13 protein-coding genes and 1 pseudogene are annotated in these 17,578 nt (G+C 74.0%); 12 read left to right on the forward strand and 2 right to left on the reverse strand.

The features are described from left to right. Positions 1 to 6 precede the first annotated feature (6 nt). Positions 7 to 1,842: a glycoside hydrolase family 15 protein gene (locus ACH4SL_RS23875; protein ID WP_398448823.1), complete on the reverse strand. Its 1,836-nt coding sequence runs from the start codon at positions 1,840 to 1,842 to the stop codon at positions 7 to 9. Positions 1,843 to 2,427: 585 nt separating this feature from the next. Here ACH4SL_RS23875 and ACH4SL_RS23880 point away from each other — a divergent pair. From ACH4SL_RS23880 to ACH4SL_RS23920, 9 genes and pseudogenes are all read left to right on the forward strand, one after another. Then, positions 2,428 to 4,056 carry a CTP synthase gene (locus tag ACH4SL_RS23880; RefSeq protein ID WP_398448825.1) on the forward strand — a complete coding sequence of 543 codons (1,629 nt, stop codon included), beginning with the start codon at positions 2,428 to 2,430 and terminating at the stop codon, positions 4,054 to 4,056. A gap of 48 nt (positions 4,057 to 4,104) precedes the next feature. Further along, positions 4,105 to 4,731: an NUDIX domain-containing protein gene (locus ACH4SL_RS23885; protein ID WP_398448827.1), complete on the forward strand. Its 627-nt coding sequence runs from the start codon at positions 4,105 to 4,107 to the stop codon at positions 4,729 to 4,731. A 320-nt stretch (positions 4,732 to 5,051) separates the two neighbouring features. After that, complete coding sequence (locus ACH4SL_RS23890; protein ID WP_398448829.1) at positions 5,052 to 7,544, forward strand: tetratricopeptide repeat protein; 2,493 nt, start codon at positions 5,052 to 5,054, stop codon at positions 7,542 to 7,544. A gap of 274 nt (positions 7,545 to 7,818) precedes the next feature. Further along, a complete protein-coding gene (gene ald / locus ACH4SL_RS23895; protein ID WP_398449606.1) occupies positions 7,819 to 8,934 on the forward strand; it encodes an alanine dehydrogenase in 1,116 nt (371 codons plus the stop codon). A gap of 412 nt (positions 8,935 to 9,346) precedes the next feature. After that, positions 9,347 to 10,276 (forward strand): annotated as a pseudogene (locus ACH4SL_RS23900) (ParA family protein); the annotation flags it as partial. After that, positions 10,261 to 10,983, forward strand: coding sequence for a hypothetical protein (locus tag ACH4SL_RS23905; protein WP_398448831.1), 723 nt, complete (start codon positions 10,261 to 10,263; stop codon positions 10,981 to 10,983). The pseudogene ACH4SL_RS23900 and the gene ACH4SL_RS23905, both read left to right, overlap by 16 nt. A gap of 65 nt (positions 10,984 to 11,048) precedes the next feature. Further along, a complete protein-coding gene (locus tag ACH4SL_RS23910) occupies positions 11,049 to 12,215 on the forward strand; it encodes a segregation and condensation protein A (RefSeq protein ID WP_398448833.1) in 1,167 nt (388 codons plus the stop codon). Then, the gene (gene scpB, locus ACH4SL_RS23915) at positions 12,212 to 12,904 is read left to right on the forward strand and encodes an SMC-Scp complex subunit ScpB (RefSeq protein ID WP_398448835.1); all 693 of its coding nucleotides are present in this window, start codon (positions 12,212 to 12,214) and stop codon (positions 12,902 to 12,904) included. The genes ACH4SL_RS23910 and scpB overlap by 4 nt, the downstream gene beginning before the upstream one ends. Then, positions 12,904 to 14,100 (forward strand): pseudouridine synthase, encoded by a 1,197-nt coding sequence (locus tag ACH4SL_RS23920; RefSeq protein WP_398448837.1) that lies wholly within the window; start codon positions 12,904 to 12,906, stop codon positions 14,098 to 14,100. The genes scpB and ACH4SL_RS23920 overlap by 1 nt, the downstream gene beginning before the upstream one ends. On the opposite strand, the gene ACH4SL_RS23925 is transcribed toward ACH4SL_RS23920, so the two are convergent. Beyond that, positions 14,097 to 14,813 (reverse strand): DNA polymerase beta superfamily protein, encoded by a 717-nt coding sequence (locus tag ACH4SL_RS23925; RefSeq protein ID WP_398448839.1) that lies wholly within the window; start codon positions 14,811 to 14,813, stop codon positions 14,097 to 14,099. The two genes, ACH4SL_RS23920 and ACH4SL_RS23925, sit on opposite strands and share 4 nt — an antisense overlap. A 210-nt stretch (positions 14,814 to 15,023) precedes the next feature. Here ACH4SL_RS23925 and ACH4SL_RS23930 point away from each other — a divergent pair, with 210 nt between their 5' ends. The 3 genes from ACH4SL_RS23930 to ACH4SL_RS23940 all read left to right on the forward strand — a co-directional run bounded on the left by ACH4SL_RS23930 (position 15,024) and on the right by ACH4SL_RS23940 (position 17,543). After that, complete coding sequence (locus ACH4SL_RS23930; protein ID WP_398448841.1) at positions 15,024 to 16,121, forward strand: prephenate dehydrogenase; 1,098 nt, start codon at positions 15,024 to 15,026, stop codon at positions 16,119 to 16,121. Positions 16,122 to 16,215: 94 nt separating this feature from the next. Beyond that, positions 16,216 to 16,896, forward strand: coding sequence for a (d)CMP kinase (cmk, locus tag ACH4SL_RS23935; protein ID WP_398448843.1), 681 nt, complete (start codon positions 16,216 to 16,218; stop codon positions 16,894 to 16,896). Between the two features lie 59 nt (positions 16,897 to 16,955). Then, entirely contained in the window at positions 16,956 to 17,543 is a 588-nt protein-coding gene (locus ACH4SL_RS23940; protein ID WP_398449608.1) for a lysophospholipid acyltransferase family protein, read from the forward strand. The last annotated feature ends 35 nt before the right edge of the window (positions 17,544 to 17,578 follow it).

Below are 17,578 nucleotides of genomic sequence, written 5' to 3' on the forward strand. Positions count from 1 at the left end.
ACCGGCTCAGGCGCGGAAGGCGCCGACCGCGGTGAGCCGCAGCGCGGTGTCGATGAGCGGCACATGGCTGAAGGCCTGCGGGAAGTTGCCGACCTGGCGCTGGCGGCGCGGATCCCACTCCTCGGCGAGCAGCCCCAGGTCGTTGCGCAGCGACAGCAGCTTCTCGAACAGCCGCCGCGCCTCCTCGACCCGGCCGATCATCGCGAGGTCGTCGGCGAGCCAGAAGGAGCACGCGAGGAAGGCGCCCTCGTCGCCGGGCAGGCCGTCGAGGTTGTCGTCGCCGCTGGTGTCGGTGCTGGAGGTGGGGTAACGCAGCACGAAGCCGTCGGAGGTGGACAGCTCGCGCTGGATCGCCTCGATGGTGCCGATGACCCGCTTGTCGTCCGGCGGCAGGAAGCCCATCTGCGGGATGAGCAGCAGCGAGGCGTCCAGCTCCTTGGAGCCGTAGGACTGCGTGAAGGTGTTGCGCTCCTTGTCGTACCCCTTCTCGCACACGTCGTAGTGGATCTCGTCACGCAGGTCCTTGAGCCGCTCCAGCGGCCCGTCGACCTCGCCGGACTCGATGAGCTTGACGGTGCGGTCGACCGCGACCCAGGCCATGACCTTGGAGTGCACGAAGTGCCGGCGCGGGCCGCGCACCTCCCAGATGCCCTCGTCGGGCTCGTTCCAGTGCTTCTCCAGGTAGCGGATGAGCTTGAGCTGGAGCACACTCGCGTAGTCGTTGCGGGCCAGGCCCGTCATGTGGCCCAGGTGCAGCGCCTCGGTGACCTCGCCGTAGACGTCCAGCTGGAGCTGGTGCGCGGCGCCGTTGCCGATCCGGACCGGGGTGGAGCTCTCGTAGCCCGGCAGCCAGTGCAGCTCGTTCTCGCCGAGCTCGCGCTCGCCCGCGATGCCGTACATGATCTGCAGATTCTCCGGGTCGCCGGCGACCGCGCGCAGCAGCCACTCGCGCCAGGCCTGCGCCTCCTCGCGGTAGCCGGTGCGCAGCAGCGAGGACAGGGTGATCGCGGCGTCCCGCAGCCAGGTGAAGCGGTAGTCCCAGTTGCGCACCCCGCCGATGTCCTCGGGCAGCGAGGTCGTGGGGGCGGCCACGATCCCGCCGGTGGGGCCGTACGTGAGCGCCTTGAGCGTGATGAGCGACCGGACCACCGCCTCGCGGTAGGGCCCGGTGTACGTACACTGCGCGACCCACTCGCGCCAGAAGTCCTCGGTCGCGGTGAGCGAGCCCTCCGGGTCCGGCAGCGCGGGCTGCGGCTTGTGGGAGGGCTCCCAGCTCACGGCGAAGGCGACGCGGTCGCCGGGCCCGACGGAGAATTCCGAGTACGTCGTCAGGTCCTTGCCGTACGTGTCGACCTCGGCGTCGTACCAGACCGAGTCGGGCCCGGCCACCGCCACCGTGCGGTCGCCGACCTTGTGCACCCACGGCACCACCTGGCCGTACGCGAAGCGCATACGCAGCGCCGAGGACATCGGGACGCGGCCGCTGACGCCCTCCACGATCCGGATCACCTGCGGGGCGCCGTCGCGCGGCGGCATGAAGTCGATCACCCGGACCGTGCCGCGCGGGGTGTCCCACTCGGACTCCAGTACGAGCGAGTCGCCGCGGTAGCGGCGGCGTGTCGCGGGCGGCGGCGGGGTGCCGTGGTGGGCGGGGCCCAACCGCCAGAAACCGTGCTCGTCGGTGCCCAGCAGCCCGGCGAAGACGGCCGGGGAGTCGAAGCGCGGCAGGCACAGCCAGTCGACCGTGCCGTCGCGGCAGACCAGTGCGGCGGTCTGCATGTCTCCGATGAGTGCGTAATCCTCGATACGCCCGGCCACGTGCTTCTCCAGTCGAAACGACACCGCCGCCCCACGGACGGGGGCGGTCTTGCGGTCTGGGGATATTCGACGAGCTCTTGATCCGGGAGCGGGCGGGATGATGCCGTGCCGGCCGGCTCGCACAGGTGCGTCCCCGCAGAATACGTCGTCGCGGGGTGCCGGTGTGCGTCTCCGGCGATCTTCGCTGGGCCGCACGGGTGCAGTAGGGGGCGCACTTCGGCATATGCGCAGGCGAACGGCCACATGGCCGGGGTGTGGCGGTTGTGTGGCCGAGGTGTGCCGGTGGTCCGGCCGAACCCCGGCGGTGGTCTGGCCGGGGGGCAACGGTGGTCCGTCACGGATCGTATACGGTCCGTCGGCCCCGGCGGAGGCTGTCCGGCGGGGCAACGGTGGCCCGTGCGGAGGCCGCCCCGGGACCACTTTCAGGGGCAATGGTGACCCGCCGGGGTGCCGCGCACCGTCGCTGCCCTGCACCGCTGATACCCTGGTAGCCCGTGGGCCGGTGGGCTGAACCACTGAACCGCCCGACGGCGCTCCGCGAGCGAGCACCGTCCCGACCTCACCTCGCGACCACGGGAGCCCCCTTTGGCTATTGCGCCGAAATCCACGATGACCAAGCACATCTTCGTCACCGGCGGTGTGGCCTCCTCGCTCGGCAAGGGGCTCACGGCGTCGAGTCTCGGCGCACTGCTGAAGGCGCGGGGCCTGCGGGTCACGATGCAGAAGCTCGACCCGTACCTGAACGTCGACCCCGGCACCATGAACCCGTTCCAGCACGGTGAGGTCTTCGTCACCGACGACGGCGCCGAGACCGACCTCGACATCGGCCACTACGAGCGCTTCCTCGACGTCAACCTCGCCGGCTCGGCCAACGTCACGACCGGCCAGGTCTACTCCACCGTGATCGCCAAGGAGCGGCGCGGCGAGTACCTGGGCGACACCGTCCAGGTCATTCCGCACATCACCAACGAGATCAAGTCCCGCATCCGGCGCATGGCCACCGACGACGTCGACGTGGTGATCACCGAGGTCGGCGGCACCGTCGGCGACATCGAGTCGCTGCCCTTCCTGGAGTCCGTGCGCCAGGTCCGGCACGAGGTCGGCCGCGACAACGTCTTCGTCGTACACATCTCGCTGCTGCCCTACATCGGCCCGTCCGGCGAGCTGAAGACCAAGCCCACCCAGCACTCGGTGGCCGCGCTGCGCAACATCGGCATCCAGCCCGACGCGATCGTGCTGCGCGCCGACCGCGAGGTGCCGACCGCGATCAAGCGCAAGGTCTCGCTCATGTGCGACGTCGACGAGGACGCGGTGGTGGCCGCGATCGACGCGCCCTCCATCTACGACATCCCCAAGGTGCTGCACACCGAGGGCCTGGACGCGTACGTCGTGCGCCGCCTGGACCTGCCCTTCCGCGACGTCGACTGGACGCAGTGGGACGACCTGCTGCGCCGCGTCCACGAGCCCGCGCACGAGGTCACGGTCGCGCTCGTCGGCAAGTACATCGACCTGCCCGACGCCTACCTGTCGGTGACCGAGGCGCTGCGGGCCGGCGGCTTCGCCAACAACGCCAAGGTCCACATCAAGTGGGTGCTGTCCGACACCTGCAAGAGCCCGGCGGGCGCCGCCGAGCAGCTGCGCGACGCCGACGCGATCTGCGTGCCCGGCGGCTTCGGCGAGCGCGGCATCGAGGGCAAGGTCGCCGCGATCACCTACGCGCGGGAGAACCGCATCCCGCTGCTCGGCCTGTGCCTGGGCCTGCAGTGCGTCGTCATCGAGGCGGCCCGCAACCTGGTCGGCATCGCCGAGGCCAACTCCACCGAGTTCGACCCGGCCACCGCTCACCCGGTCATCTCCACCATGGCCGAGCAGCTCGACATCGTCGGCGGCAAGGGCGACCTGGGCGGCACCATGCGCCTGGGCACCTACCCCGCCAAGCTCGCCGAGGGCTCCATCGTCCGCGAGGTCTACGGCGACCAGCCGTACGTCGAGGAGCGCCACCGGCACCGCTACGAGGTCAACAACGCCTACCGCGCCGACCTGGAGAAGACCGCCGGCATCCTCTTCTCCGGCACCTCCCCGGACAACAAGCTCGTCGAGTACGTCGAATACCCGCGCGACGTGCACCCCTACCTGGTGGCGACCCAGGCGCACCCCGAGCTGAAGTCCCGCCCGACCCGGCCGCACCCGCTCTTCGCGGGCCTGGTCAAGGCGGCGGTCGCCCGCAAGGCCGGCTGACCGGCCGGATCCCCCCGCGTCACATTCCCCCTTCCCGGAAGGCGCAGCATGCTCAAGGACACCCCGGAGGAGTGGCAGGTCACGGCCACCGCCACGCCCTTCACCGGAGCGAAGACCAGCGTCCGCAGCGACCGGGTCGTCATGCCGGACGGCAGCACGGCGACCCGCGACTACCAGGTCCACCCCGGTTCGGTGGCCGTCCTCGCCCTCGACGACGACAACCGGGTGCTGGTACTGCGCCAGTACCGGCACCCGGTACGCCACCGCCTCTGGGAGATCCCGGCCGGCCTGCTCGACGTCCCCGGCGAGAACCCGCTCCACGCGGCGCAGCGCGAGCTGTACGAGGAGGCGCACGTCAAGGCGGAGGAGTGGCACGTGCTCGCCGACGTCTACACGACGCCGGGCGGCTGCGACGAGGCCGTGCGCATCTTCCTCGCCCGCGGCGTCTCCGAGGCGGAGGGTGACCGCTTCGCGGTCTCCGAGGAGGAGGCGGACATGGAGCTCGCGCGCGTCCCGCTGCCGGAGCTGCTGGCCGGCGTGCTCGCCGGGGAGCTGCACAACAACTGCCTCGTGGTCGGCGTCCTCGCGGCGCAGGCCGCGCTTTCCGCTGCCGCGGGTGTGTCCGGGCTCCGCCCCGCCGACGCGCCGTGGCCGGCCCGCCCCTTCGAGAGCTGACCGCTGCGCGGGGCTTTTCGGGGGCTGCGGCTGCGCGCCGCGGAGGCTGCGCATGCCGCGCCGGGCACCATCAGGGGCGCGGGGAACTGCGCGAGCAACCACCCACGTGGCGCGGGTAGTCACCGGCCCGGAGGGGCAGTTGCTGTCGTTTCCGGACCACCGGCCGGTGGGTGGTTGCTCGCGCAGTTCCCCGCGCCCCTGAAAACGCTTGCCCGGCGTGGCGGGGCGTGCCCTCCTGGGCGGGGGAAGGCCTGACACGGGGCCCCCGGCGTCAACTACGCTCACGCCAAAGCTCACCCGCAGGGTAAGGAGTGGCCAGCGTGGACGACGGCACCCTCCCGCGGGGGCGCGGGAACGCGCAGGTCACCCCCCTTCCCCCGCCCCCGGCGGGCTTCTGCGGCCGCAAGCGCGAACTCGCGGAGCTGGCGGGGGAGATCGGCCGCCCGGGGCTCGGCGGCGAGCGCCCGGACGCGCCCCGCGTCCTGCTCGTCGCGGGCCGCCCCGGCACCGGCCGCACCGCGCTCGCGCAGCGGCTGGCCGAGCAGGTCGCCGACCGCTACCCCGACGGGCAGTGGTTCGTGCGGCTGACGGGCCCGGCGGGCGTACCCGTGCCCGCCGAGGAGGCGGCCCGCGGGCTGCTGCGGGCGCTGGACGCGCCCGAGGGCGCGGACCTGCGGGCGGCGACCGCGGGGCGGCGGCTGCTGCTCGTGCTGGACGACGTCGCGTCCGCGGACCAGCTCACCGCGCTGCTGCCGGCGAGCGCGGGGAGCCTGGTCGTGGCCACGTCGGGCGGGCCGCTGCCAGGGGTGCCCGACGTACGCCCGTGCACCCTGGGCGGCCTGGACACCCCCGCCGCGGTCGAACTGCTGGCGCGGGCGATCGGCGAGACCCGGGTGACATGCGACCCCCGCGGCGCGGAGTCGCTCGTGCACGTACTGGCCGGCCACCCCACCGCCCTGCGCCTGACAGCGGCCTGGCTGGCCGCCCGCCCCGGCGTGTCGGTCGCCGACGCGGCGCTGCGGCTGCGCGACATCCCCCCGACCCCGCCGACCCTGCCCGAGCGGGAGGCTCCCGGCATTTCGCCAGGCACCGGTGGTTCGCGCGGCGCGGCCGGGCGGGGGGCGTCCGCCGCCCCGCTTGCGCAGCCCGCGCCCGGGGCAGTCCGGCGAGGCGCACCCGCGGCCGGGCGGGGGACACCTGCCGCCCTGCCCGAGCGGGGGGCGTCCGCCCTCCCGGGCGCGCAGACCGCGGCCGGAGCGGCCGGGCGAGGGGCACCCTCCGCGCCCGGCGCGGCTTCCCCGTCCGAGCGGGAGGCTCCCGGCATTTCGCCAGGCACCGGTGGTTCGCGCGGCGCGGCCGGGCCGGGGGCGTCCGCCGTCCCGGGCGCGCAGCCCGTGCCCGGGGCGGCCGGGCGGGGGGTGCCCGCCGTCCCGGGCGCGCAGAACGCGGCAGGCGTCAGCGGGGGTGCGGTCGCGCCCGGGGAGCTCGTGCGGGCGTTTCGGATGGTGTACGAGGGGTTGCCGGGGGGTGCGGGGCGGATGTTGCGGCTGCTGGTGCTGGCTCCCGCGGGGGTGGTGGACGCGCAGGGGGCGTCCGCGCTCGCCGGGTGTCCGGTGGAGGCCGCGCAGGGGGCGCTGGAGGACTTCGTACGGGGTGGGCTGCTCGCGGGCGGGGCGCAGCGGTACGCGGTGCCGGGGTGCCTGGAGGGGCTGCTCGGCGCGCTGCTGGCGGCGCGTGAGACGCCCGCGGACGTCACGCTGGCGCGGGCCCGGATGCTGGAGCGGACCGTACGGCTGCTGCTGTCGTGCCGGGCGGCGCTCGCGGGGGAGCCGCTGGACGAGGCGGTGCCCCGCGCGCAGCGCTTCGACTCGGCCCCCGCCGCCGCCGGCTGGCTGGAGGCGCGGCTCCCGGCGCTGCTCGCGGCGTCGCGCGCGGCCGTCGCGGACGGCGAGCTGGACACGCTGGCCCGCCGCCTGGTCGCCGCGCTGGTGCGGGCGCTCGCCGCCTTCCCCGGCGGCGACGCGATGGCCGCCGAGCGCTACGAGCTGCACACGCTCGTGCTGGGCGTCGCCGAGCGGCGCGGGCTGCGCCGGGAGGAGGCGGCCGCGCTCATCAACCTCGGCGACCTGGACGCCCGCGCGGGCCGTACCGACCGCGCGCTCGACCGCTACCGGATCGCCCTGGACGCCGCCCGCGCCGCCGACGACCGGCAGGCCGAGGGCCGGGTCCTGGAGTCGCTCGGCGGCACGTACCTGGAACGGCGCGACCCGGGCCGCGCGCTGGACTGGTACGGCCGCGCCCTCTCGCTGCGCCAGGGCACCGGCGAGCAGGCCGACCAGGCGCGGCTGCGCGGCAGGATCGCCGTCCTGCTGGCGCACGGCGGCCGTTTCGGGCCCGCGCTGCGCGAGTGGCGCAAGGCGGCCGGGCTGCACAAGCGGCTCGGCGACCTGACGGGGCAGGCCCGCGCGCTCGCGGAGGCGGCGCGGGTGCAGGAGGCCGCGGGGCGCCCGGAGGACGCGATGCGCAGCTGCCGGGACGCCCTCTACTGGGCCCGGCAGGCGGGCGACCGGCGGCTGGAGGCGGCGCTGCTGCTGCGGCTGGCGGATCTGCTGGACCGGCTGGGCGACCCGGAGGGCGCCCGGCTCCAGCGGGAGAGCGTCCAGCGGATGTCCGAGCGGGCGTCGGCCGCCGCCGCGCCCGGCACCGCCGCCGTACCGGGGCCCTCCGCCGCGCCCGGTCCGGAGAGCGCCCCGGCCCCGGACACCGCCCCGGATGCCGCCTCGGACACCGCCCCGGACGCCGCGCGGCCGTGATCCGGACGCAACTCCGGGGTCACGAAGTGACGGGATCATGAGACGTCGCGCCCGTCTCTGATCAGGCGCGACCCGTCGCCAGCCTACGAAAATGCCAATACCGCTCAGAAAATCAACCACTTTGTAAGGCTGGACAGCAGCTCCTCCTTCACTAGACTGGGCCATGCCGCGCACAACGCGGTCAGGTCCGACGTGTCGTGCCAACCTGCACCATGTCAGGACAATCTCACCCAACCACCCCTGGGCAACCCTGAGCGCAAGGACCGTGATCGACGTGAAGGTGGGCATCCCCCGCGAGGTCAAGAACAACGAGTTCCGCGTGGCCATCACCCCGGCCGGCGTGCACGAGCTGGTGCGAGGCGGGCACCGGGTCGTCGTCGAGGAGGGCGCGGGCGCGGGCTCGTCCATCCCGGACGAGGAGTTCGCGGCGGCCGGCGCGGCCGTTCTCCGTACCGCCGACGAGGTGTGGGCCGAAGCCGATCTGCTGCTCAAGGTCAAGGAGCCGGTCGCCGAGGAGTACCACCGGCTGCGCAAGGACCAGACGCTCTTCACCTACCTGCACCTCGCGGCCTCCCGGGCGTGCACGGACGCGCTGCTGGAGTCCGGCACCACCGCGATCGCGTACGAGACGGTCGAGACGCCCGACCGCCGGCTGCCGCTGCTGGCCCCGATGTCCGAGGTGGCCGGGCGGCTCGCCCCGCAGGTCGGCGCCTACCACCTGATGCGCTCGGCGGGGGGCCGCGGTGTGCTGCCCGGCGGGGTGCCCGGCGTGCAGTCCGGCCGCGCGGTCGTCATCGGCGCGGGCGTGTCCGGCTGGCACGCCACCACGATCGCGCTGGGCCTGGGCTTCCACGTCACGCTGCTCGACAAGGACGTGAACAAGCTGCGCGAGGCCGACAAGGTGTTCGGCAACCGCGTGCAGACCGTCGCGTCCAACGCGCTCGCGCTCGAACAGGCCGTGCTGGAGGCCGACCTGGTGGTCGGCGCCGTCCTGATCCCGGGCGCCAAGGCCCCCAAGCTCGTGACCAACGAGCTGGTGTCGCGGATGAAGCAGGGATCCGTCCTTGTCGACATCGCGATCGACCAGGGCGGCTGCTTCGAGGACTCGCGCCCCACCACGCACGCCGAACCGACCTTCACCGTCCACGACTCGGTCTTCTACTGCGTCGCCAACATGCCCGGCGCGGTGCCCAACACCTCGACGTACGCGCTGACCAACGCCACGCTGCCGTACATCCTGGAGATCGCCGGCCGCGGCTGGCAGGAGGCGCTGCGCCGCGACCCGGCCCTCGCGCTGGGTCTCAACACCCATGAGGGGCAGGTCGTTTACGGTCCGGTGGCCGACGCGCACGGACTCGAACCGGTCGAACTGCGCACACTGCTGGGCTGACCGGGACATCCGCCGGCGCCACGGCGGCCCCGAAGTGCCAACTGTGCACCTACGGCCGGGTCTTGCACGCGCGAGACCCGGCCGTTCGTGTCGTTACGCCCTTGACAGAGGGGTGTTCGGTTGCCGACACATCGTGCCGTGTCCGGCGGATTGTGTTGCTGTGAACCACCGACACGCCATAGAGTCGCGAAACGTCGGCTGTAGTCACGCTGACCTGTTGAGAAGTTTCCTGGTCCCCAAGGAGGTAAGACGACTTGTGAATGAGTCGACATTTGCTCCCGGGAGTGGCCAACCAGCAATGACCGTCGGCTCCGTCGCCGTGCACACCTTCGAGTCACGCAGAGCCGAACCCGCCGACCCACAAAGCGCGTACGCCATGGGCCCTTACGACGACAACGACGACCTGCAAGACGGTCAGTTCTACGACCCCGACGCCGAATACGAGCCCGACCCCGAGTACGCCGCGACGCTCGCGCCCGACGCCGCCCGCCAGCGCCGCGAGCGCGTCGGGCCGACCGGCCGCCCGCTGCCGTACTTCCCGATCCCCAACCCGCTCACCGACCACGGTCCGGCGAAGATCGTCGCGATGTGCAACCAGAAGGGCGGGGTCGGCAAGACCACCTCGACCATCAACCTGGGTGCCGCGCTCGCCGAGTACGGCCGCCGGGTGCTGCTCGTCGACTTCGACCCGCAGGGCGCGCTGTCCGTCGGGCTCGGGGTCAACCCGATGGAACTCGACATCACGGTCTACAACCTGCTGATGGAGCGCGGGCTCGCGGCCGACGAGGTGCTGCTGAAGACCGCGGTGCCCGGCATGGACCTGCTGCCGAGCAACATCGACCTGTCCGCCGCCGAGGTGCAGCTGGTCAGCGAGGTCGCCCGCGAGTCGGCGCTCGCGCGCGCCCTCAAGCCGCTGCTGCCCGACTACGACTACATCGTGATCGACTGCCAGCCCTCGCTCGGCCTGCTCACGGTCAACGCGCTCACCGCGGCGCACTCCGTGATCGTCCCGCTGGAGTGCGAGTTCTTCGCGCTGCGCGGTGTCGCGCTGCTCACCGAGACGATCGAGAAGGTCCGCGAGCGGCTCAACCCCGAGCTGGAGCTCGACGGCATCCTCGCCACCATGTACGACTCGCGGACCGTGCACAGCCGCGAGGTGCTCGCGCGGGTCGTCGAGGCCTTCGACGACCACGTCTTCCACACCGTCATCGGCCGCACCGTGCGTTTCCCCGAGACCACCGTCGCGGGCGAGCCCATCACCACCTACGCCTCCAACTCCGTCGGCGCCGCCGCCTATCGCCAACTCGCCAGGGAGGTGCTCGCCCGGTGCCACGCCGAGTGACCCTGCCGGGCGCCGACGAGCTGTTCCGGACCACCGGGGGTGCGGCGCTCCAGGCCCCGCAGCCCCGGCAGCAGCCGCAGCAGCAGCACTCCGGGGGCGAGGCGCAGGGCGACACCCGGCAGCGTCCGGCCCAGGAGCAGGCGGGCGGGACGGCCGGCGGCGAGCAGGACACGGCCGGCGAGGAGCGGGGCGGCAGCGAGCCCCGCGACGCCGGCCACGGGCAGGGCCGCGACCGCGACGACAGGGACCGGCAGGACCGCAACGGCCCAGGCGCCGCCGAGCACGGCGGGCGGGACGTCCCGGTCGGCCGCCGCCCGCAGGTCGGCCCGAGCGGCACCGTCAACGGCACCGCACCCGCGGCCCCGCCGCAGGTGCCCGCCCAGCCCGGTGGCCCCGGCGGCTCCGCCGGCCAGCACCCGGCGCCGCCCGCCGCACAGCAGGGGCCCGCGGCTTCCGCCGCCCGCCGCAAGGCACCGCGGCAGAACCGCCGCCCCAGCGGGCGCGAGCGGCACGACGAGAAGATCACCGTCTACGTGTCCGCCGAGGAACTGATGGACCTGGAGCACGCCCGGCTGGTGCTGCGCGGCGAGCACGGCCTGGCCATCGACCGCGGCCGGATCGTCCGCGAGGCCGTCGCCGTGGTGCTCGCGGACCTGGAGTCACGCGGCGACGCCAGCATCCTCGTACGGCGGCTGCGCGGGCGCTGAGCCGCGCCGCGGCCGCTCCGGGGGGAGGTAACCTGCCGATTCCCGCCCCCGCACACTGGACCTCGATGCCGACCTCCCCGACCGACCCCGCCGACCGACCCCGCCGCCGCCTCGGCCGCGGCGTCCCGACGCACGCGGAAACGCCGTCCCCGGCGGAGGACGTACGGGCGGACGTACCGCCGGACACGGTGGAGGCAGCGGAGCCGGCGGACGTACCGAGGCCCGTGGACGTACCGCCGCCGGTGGACGCGACACCAGGCGCGGCGGCCGGGGAAGCGCCGGACGGGCCCGCGGACGGCGGGGACGGCTCCGGTGACGGCGGCGACGGCTCCGGGGACGGGGAAGAGGCCGACGACGGGCGCTTCACCGTACGGCTGCACAATTTCGAGGGGCCCTTCGACCTGCTGCTCCAGCTGATCGCCAAGCACAAGATGGACGTCACCGAGGTCGCGCTGTCGAAGGTCACCAACGAGTTCATGGCGCACCTCCACGGCATGGGCCCGGACTGGGATCTCGACCAGACCACCGAATTCCTGGTCGTCGCCGCCACGCTGCTGGACCTCAAGGCCGCCCGGCTGCTGCCCGCCGCCGAGGTCGAGGACGAGGCCGACCTCGCGCTGCTGGAGGCCCGCGACCTGCTCTTCGCACGGCTGCTCCAATACCGCGCCTACAAGCAGATCGCCGCGATCTTCGCCGAGCGCCTGGAGCACGAGGCGCTGCGCCGCCCGCGTACGGTCGGCCTGGAGCCGCAGCACGCCGAGCTGCTGCCCGAGGTCGTGCTCAGCATCGGCCCCGAGCGCTTCGCGCAGCTCGCCGTCAAGGCCATGCAGCCCAAGCCGCGGCCGCAGGTCTACGTCGACCACATCCACGCCCCGCTGGTCAGCGTGCGCGAGCAGGCCGAGCACGTGATCGCGCTGCTGCGCGAGCGCGGCAGCGCCAGCTTCGGCGAGCTGACCGCGGACGCCCCCGACACGCTCACCGTCGTGGCCCGCTTCCTGGCGCTGCTGGAGCTCTACCGGGAGAAGGCCGTCGGGCTCGACCAGGAGGAGGCGCTGGGCGCCCTCCAGGTCCACTGGACGGGCGGCGAGCAGGCGCCGGACGCCCCGCTGGTGACCGACGAGTTCGACCAGGAGGCCGGGCCGGGGAAGCAGGGGAGGCCCGGGAAGCAGAGCAGGCAGGGCGAGGGGGCCGCCGCCGGGAGCGCGGCGGCCGGGAACGGAGCACAGGGATGACCGAGGTGACGGATCTCACCGCGGGGCTGGAGGTGCCCGAGCAGCAGCCCGCACCCGCCGGGCTGCTCTCCGCGGCCACCGCCGGGCTGGAGCTGAAGCCCGCGCTCGAAGCCGTCCTCATGGTGGTGGACGAGCCCGCGACCGAGGAGCAGCTCGCGAAGGTCCTGGACCGGCCGCGGCGGGCGATCGGCAGGGCGCTGCGCGAGCTGTCCGACGACTACACGCGCGAGGGCAGGGGCTTCGACCTGCGGCTGATCGCCGGCGGCTGGCGTTTCTACACCCGCCCGGACTTCGCGCCCGCGGTGGAGAAGTTCGTCCTGGACGGCCAGCACGCCCGGCTCACGCAGGCCGCCCTGGAGACGCTCGCGGTCGTCGCCTACCGGCAGCCGGTCAGCCGCTCGCGGGTCTCGGCGGTGCGCGGCGTCAACTGCGACGGGGTCATGCGCACCCTGCTGCAGCGCGGGCTGGTCGTCGAAGGTGGGACGGAACCCGAGACAGGTGCGATCCTGTACAGGACGACGAACTACTTCCTGGAACGCATGGGCCTGCGCAGCCTCGACGAGCTGCCCGAGCTCGCCCCGTTCCTGCCGGAGGCGGACGCGGTCGAGGCGGAGTCCCAGGAGGGGCTGCCGTCGTTCGATCCTGACGCGCCGGACGAACCCTCGACACTTGCGAAGACGGACGACTGATGCGAAGCAGCGACAGGAACAGCGGCGCCGACCGGACCCCCAGGAGCGGAGGGGGCGCCCCCCGGCGGGGCACCGGCACGGGCGGCCGGGGCGGCAGCGGCAGCTCCGACCGCCGCGGCGACGCGCCCCGCCGTGGTGACGCCCCCCGCCGTGGTGACGCCCCCCGGCGCGGTGAGGGCGGCGGCCGCGACGAGGCCCCGCGCCGCGGCGACGGCGGCCCGCAGCGCCCGCGCAAGCCGCGTCCCGAGGAGCGCCGCTACGACGTCGGCGACACCGGCCAGTCCGGCGCGAACAAGCCCGGCGGCATGCCCCGCACCAAGCCCGGCGGCCCCGGCCCGGCCGGCAACCGCGGCCGCGGGCGCGGCAGCGTCCCGGCCCGCCCCCGCGAGCTGGACGCGCAGATCGAGGAGCGCAACCGGGAGCGGCACAGCAAGCCCAAGCTCAACCTGCCCAAGACCTTCCCCGGCGCCGAGCAGGAGGGCGAGCGGCTGCAGAAGGTGCTGGCCAGGGCGGGCATGGGCTCGCGGCGGGCGTGCGAGGAGCTCATCGAGCAGCACCGCGTCGAGGTCAACGGCCGGATCGTCACCGAGCAGGGCCTGCGCGTCGACCCCGAGCACGACGAGGTCAAGGTCGACGGCCTGACCGTCGCGACCCAGTCGTACCTGTTCTTCGCGCTCAACAAGCCCGCGGGCGTCGTCTCCACCATGGAGGACCCGGACGGGCGGCAGTGCCTCGGCGACTACGTCACCAACCGGGAGACCCGGCTCTTCCACGTCGGCCGGCTCGACACCGAGACCGAGGGCCTGATCCTGCTCACCAACCACGGCGAGCTGGCCCACCGGCTGACGCACCCGCGCTACGGCGTGCAGAAGACCTACCTCGCCGCGATCCAGGGCCCGCTGCCCCGCGACCTGGGCAAGCAGCTCAAGAGCGGCATCGAGCTGGAGGACGGCTGGGCGCGCGCCGACCACTTCCGCATCGTGCAGAACACCGGCAAGAACTACCTGGTCGAGGTCACCCTGCACGAGGGCCGCAAGCACATCGTGCGGCGCATGCTCGCCGAGGCCGGCTTCCCCGTCGACAAGCTCGTGCGCACCAGCTTCGGCCCGATCCCGCTGGGCGACCAGAAGTCCGGCTGGCTGCGCCGGCTGACCAACACCGAGGTCGGCATGCTCATGCGCGAGGTCGACCTCTAGAGCGCGGGTGCCGGGTCCGGCGCGTCCTCCGCGGAGGCGCGCCGGACCCGTACCAGGAAGTCCTCCACCCGCGCCCGGTCCGGCTCGGCGGGCAGCGGGGTACGGGCCGCGGCGGCGTCCACCTCCTCGTGCAGCGTCCGCATCCGGGCGCGCACCTCTTCCCAGCCGACCTCGCCGCGGCGCACCGCGAGCAGCTCCTCGCGGTCGTCGCCGACGTCGACCGTCAAGGTGCCCGTACGCAGCAGGTCGCGGCAGGTGATCAGCAGCCGCAGCAGGTGCATCGCGTGCTTCCAGCGCGGCGCGCCCTCCCGCCGGATGTCCGCCTCCACCTTGCCGAGCTGCTGCTCGGCGTAGCCGCGGAAGGACGCCTCCACCTGGCGGGAGAGGAACGCGTCGCGCAGCTCCAGCAGCTCCCGGCCGGTCGCGTCGGCGTGCTCCACCAGCGGCGAGTGCAGGCACTCCAGCAGGTTGGGGTTGGCGCGCAGCGCGAGCGAGCAGAAGCGCTCGATCTCCCAGGAGAACTCCTCCTCACGCGGCCCGGTGACATGCGTCGGCGGCTTGTCCAGCCGCCAGAAGAGCGGCGTCGGCGCCACGAAGACCCCGCGCCGGTCGGTGTCGCTGCCGTCCGTCGCGAGCCCGAACGCGCGCGAGCCCATGACACACGCGTAGACCGTGTGCTCCCGGACCAGGTCGTGCCCCAGCGATTCGCGCATGGGGGCGATTATCGCGACCGCGTCGGCATTCTGCCGGGGAATTCCTGCTTCGGACGGTGAGCGGGTGGTCGACGGGGAGTACGGGACCGCTGGGGCCGCCTTCGGCCGGCCGCGCGTCTCGCAGTGCGGTCCCGGGTCTCGCGGCGGGCCCGCGCTGGCTACGCTGGACGCCCAGGTTCCCCCGCCCCCGTACCCCCAGGACACCCCCACGTGAGAACCGCACTGGTCATCGGCGCAGGGCTCATCGGCACGTCCGCCGCGCTCGCCCTCAGCGCCCGCGGCGTCGACGTCCGGCTCAGCGACCACGACGAATCCACCGCCCGCACCGCGGCGGCGCTCGGCGCGGGGAGCCTGTACGAGGCGGCGGCGGGCGCGCCCGTGCCCGTCGACCTGGTGATCGTCGCCGTGCCGCCCGCGCACGTCCCGGCCGCCCTCCGCGACGCGATGGCCCGTGGGCTGGGCCGCGGCTACCTCGACGTCGCCAGCGTCAAGGGCGGCCCGCGCCGCGACCTGGAATCCCTCGGCGGCGACCTCACCCGCTACATCGGCACCCACCCGATGGCGGGCCGGGAGCGCTCCGGTCCGCTCGCGGCCACCGCGGACCTCTTCGACGGCCGCCCCTGGATCCTCACCCCGACACCGGACACCGACACCGAGGTGCTCAACCTCGCGCTGGAGCTGGTCGCGCTGTGCGGGGCCGTCCCCGTCGTCATGGACGCCGACGCGCACGACCGCGCCGTGGCGCTCGTCTCGCACACCCCGCAGCTCGTCTCCAGCATGGTCGCCGCCCGGCTCCAGCACGCCGAGGACAGCACGGTGCGGCTGTGCGGGCAGGGCATCCTCGACGTCACCCGTATCGCCGGTTCCGAACCCGCGATGTGGATGGACATCCTCGCCGCCAACCCCGGCCCCGTCGCCGACGTCCTCGCCGACATCGCGACGGACCTCGGAGCGACCGTCGAGTCCCTGCGGGCGCTGCAGAGCGCCGACGAGGACAAGCGGCGCGGGGGCGCGGAGGGCGTCGCGGACATACTGCGGCGCGGCAACGCGGGCCGCAGCAGGGTCCCCGGCAAGCACGGGACGGCGCCGGCGGCGTACGAGGTGGTGGCCGTCCTCATCGGGGACCAGCCCGGCGAGCTGGCCCGCCTGTTCGCCGACGCCGGCGCGGCGGGGGTCAACATCGAGGACGTGCGGATCGAGCACAGCACCGGCCAGCAGGCGGGCCTCGCCCAGCTCTTCGTCGAGCCCCGCTCGGCCCCCGTCCTCAGCGCGGCCCTGCGCGACCGCGCCTGGTCCCTGCGGGTCTGAGCCCCGGGGCGTCGGAGGGGGCGCCGGGAGGCCGGTAACCTTGGGGGAATGGCCCGGCGGCGAGCCGGTTGGCACGACAAGGGAAAGGCCCACCGTGGAGAACCCGGTGATCGTCGCGATCGACGGCCCGTCCGGCACAGGCAAGTCCAGCACGTCCAAGGCGGTCGCCGTCCGGCTGGGGCTGAGCTACCTCGACACCGGCGCGCAGTACCGGGCCATCACCTGGTGGATGCTGGCGAACGGCGTGGACGTCGCCGACCCCGCCGCGATCGCGGACGCGAGCGGCAAGCCCGTCATCGTGTCCGGCTCCGACCCGCTCGACCCGCGGATCACCGTCGACGGCGTGGACGCCTCCGGCCCGATCCGCTCGCAGGAGGTCACCGCCGCGGTGAGCGCGGTCAGCGCGGTGCCCGAGGTGCGCACCCGCATGGTCGAGCTCCAGCGGGCCGCCGCGGCGGCGGCCCCGGCCGGCATCGTGGTCGAGGGCCGCGACATCGGCACCACCGTGCTGCCCGACGCCACGGCGAAGATCTACCTGACCGCCTCCGCGGAGGTCCGCGCGGCCCGCCGCAGCGGCGAGCTGAAGGGCGCGGTGAGCGTCGCCGCGACGCAGGAGGCCCTGGTCAAGCGGGACGCCGCCGACTCCGGCCGGAAGACCTCCCCGCTGGCGAAGGCCGCGGACGCGATAGAGGTCGACACCTCGGAGCTGACCCTGGACGAGGTCGTCGACCGGGTCGTCGCCCTGGTGGGGGAGAAGAAGGCGACCGCGAGGTGACGACCGCACCGCCCAGTCCGCGCGGCGCCGCCGTCGCCCGCGGCATCGGCATCGGCCTGATGAACGGCCTGTGGCGCCCCCGCGTGCTCGGCGCCTGGCGCGTCCCCGCGCAGGGCCCGGTCATCCTGGCCGGCAACCACGCGCACAACGTCGACGGCCCGATGCTCATCGGCACCAGCCCGCGCCCCCTGCACTTCCTGGTGAAGAAGGAGGCCTTCGTCGGGCCGCTGGACCCGTTCCTGCGGGCCATCGGCCAGATCGAGGTCGACCGTACGGGTGCCGACCGCGCCGCGATCACCAACGCCCTGAAGGTGCTGGAGAACGGCGGTGTGCTGGGCATCTTCCCCGAGGGCACGCGCGGCACGGGCGGCGACTTCGCCCAGCTGCGCGCCGGGCTCGCCTATTTCGCCGTACGCTCGGGAGCGCCGGTCGTTCCGGTCGCTGTGCTCGGCAGCGCCCGCAAGGGCCGGCTGGTGCCGCAGCTCCCGCCGCTGCGCAGCCGTATCGACGTCGTGTACGGGGAGCCGTTCACAGCCGTCACGGAGGGCGGGCGGCGCACCCGGGCCGCGATGGACGCCGCGACCTCCTACATCCAGGAGCGGCTGACCGCGCACATGGCCGAGGCCCGGCGGGCCACCGGCCGCTGAACCACCGCCGCCGCACCGCGGCCGGCCCCCCGGGG

Origin of the sequence: Streptomyces sp. NPDC021020 (genome assembly GCF_044333285.1) — a bacterium.
Classification (GTDB): Bacteria; Actinomycetota; Actinomycetes; order Streptomycetales; family Streptomycetaceae; genus Actinacidiphila.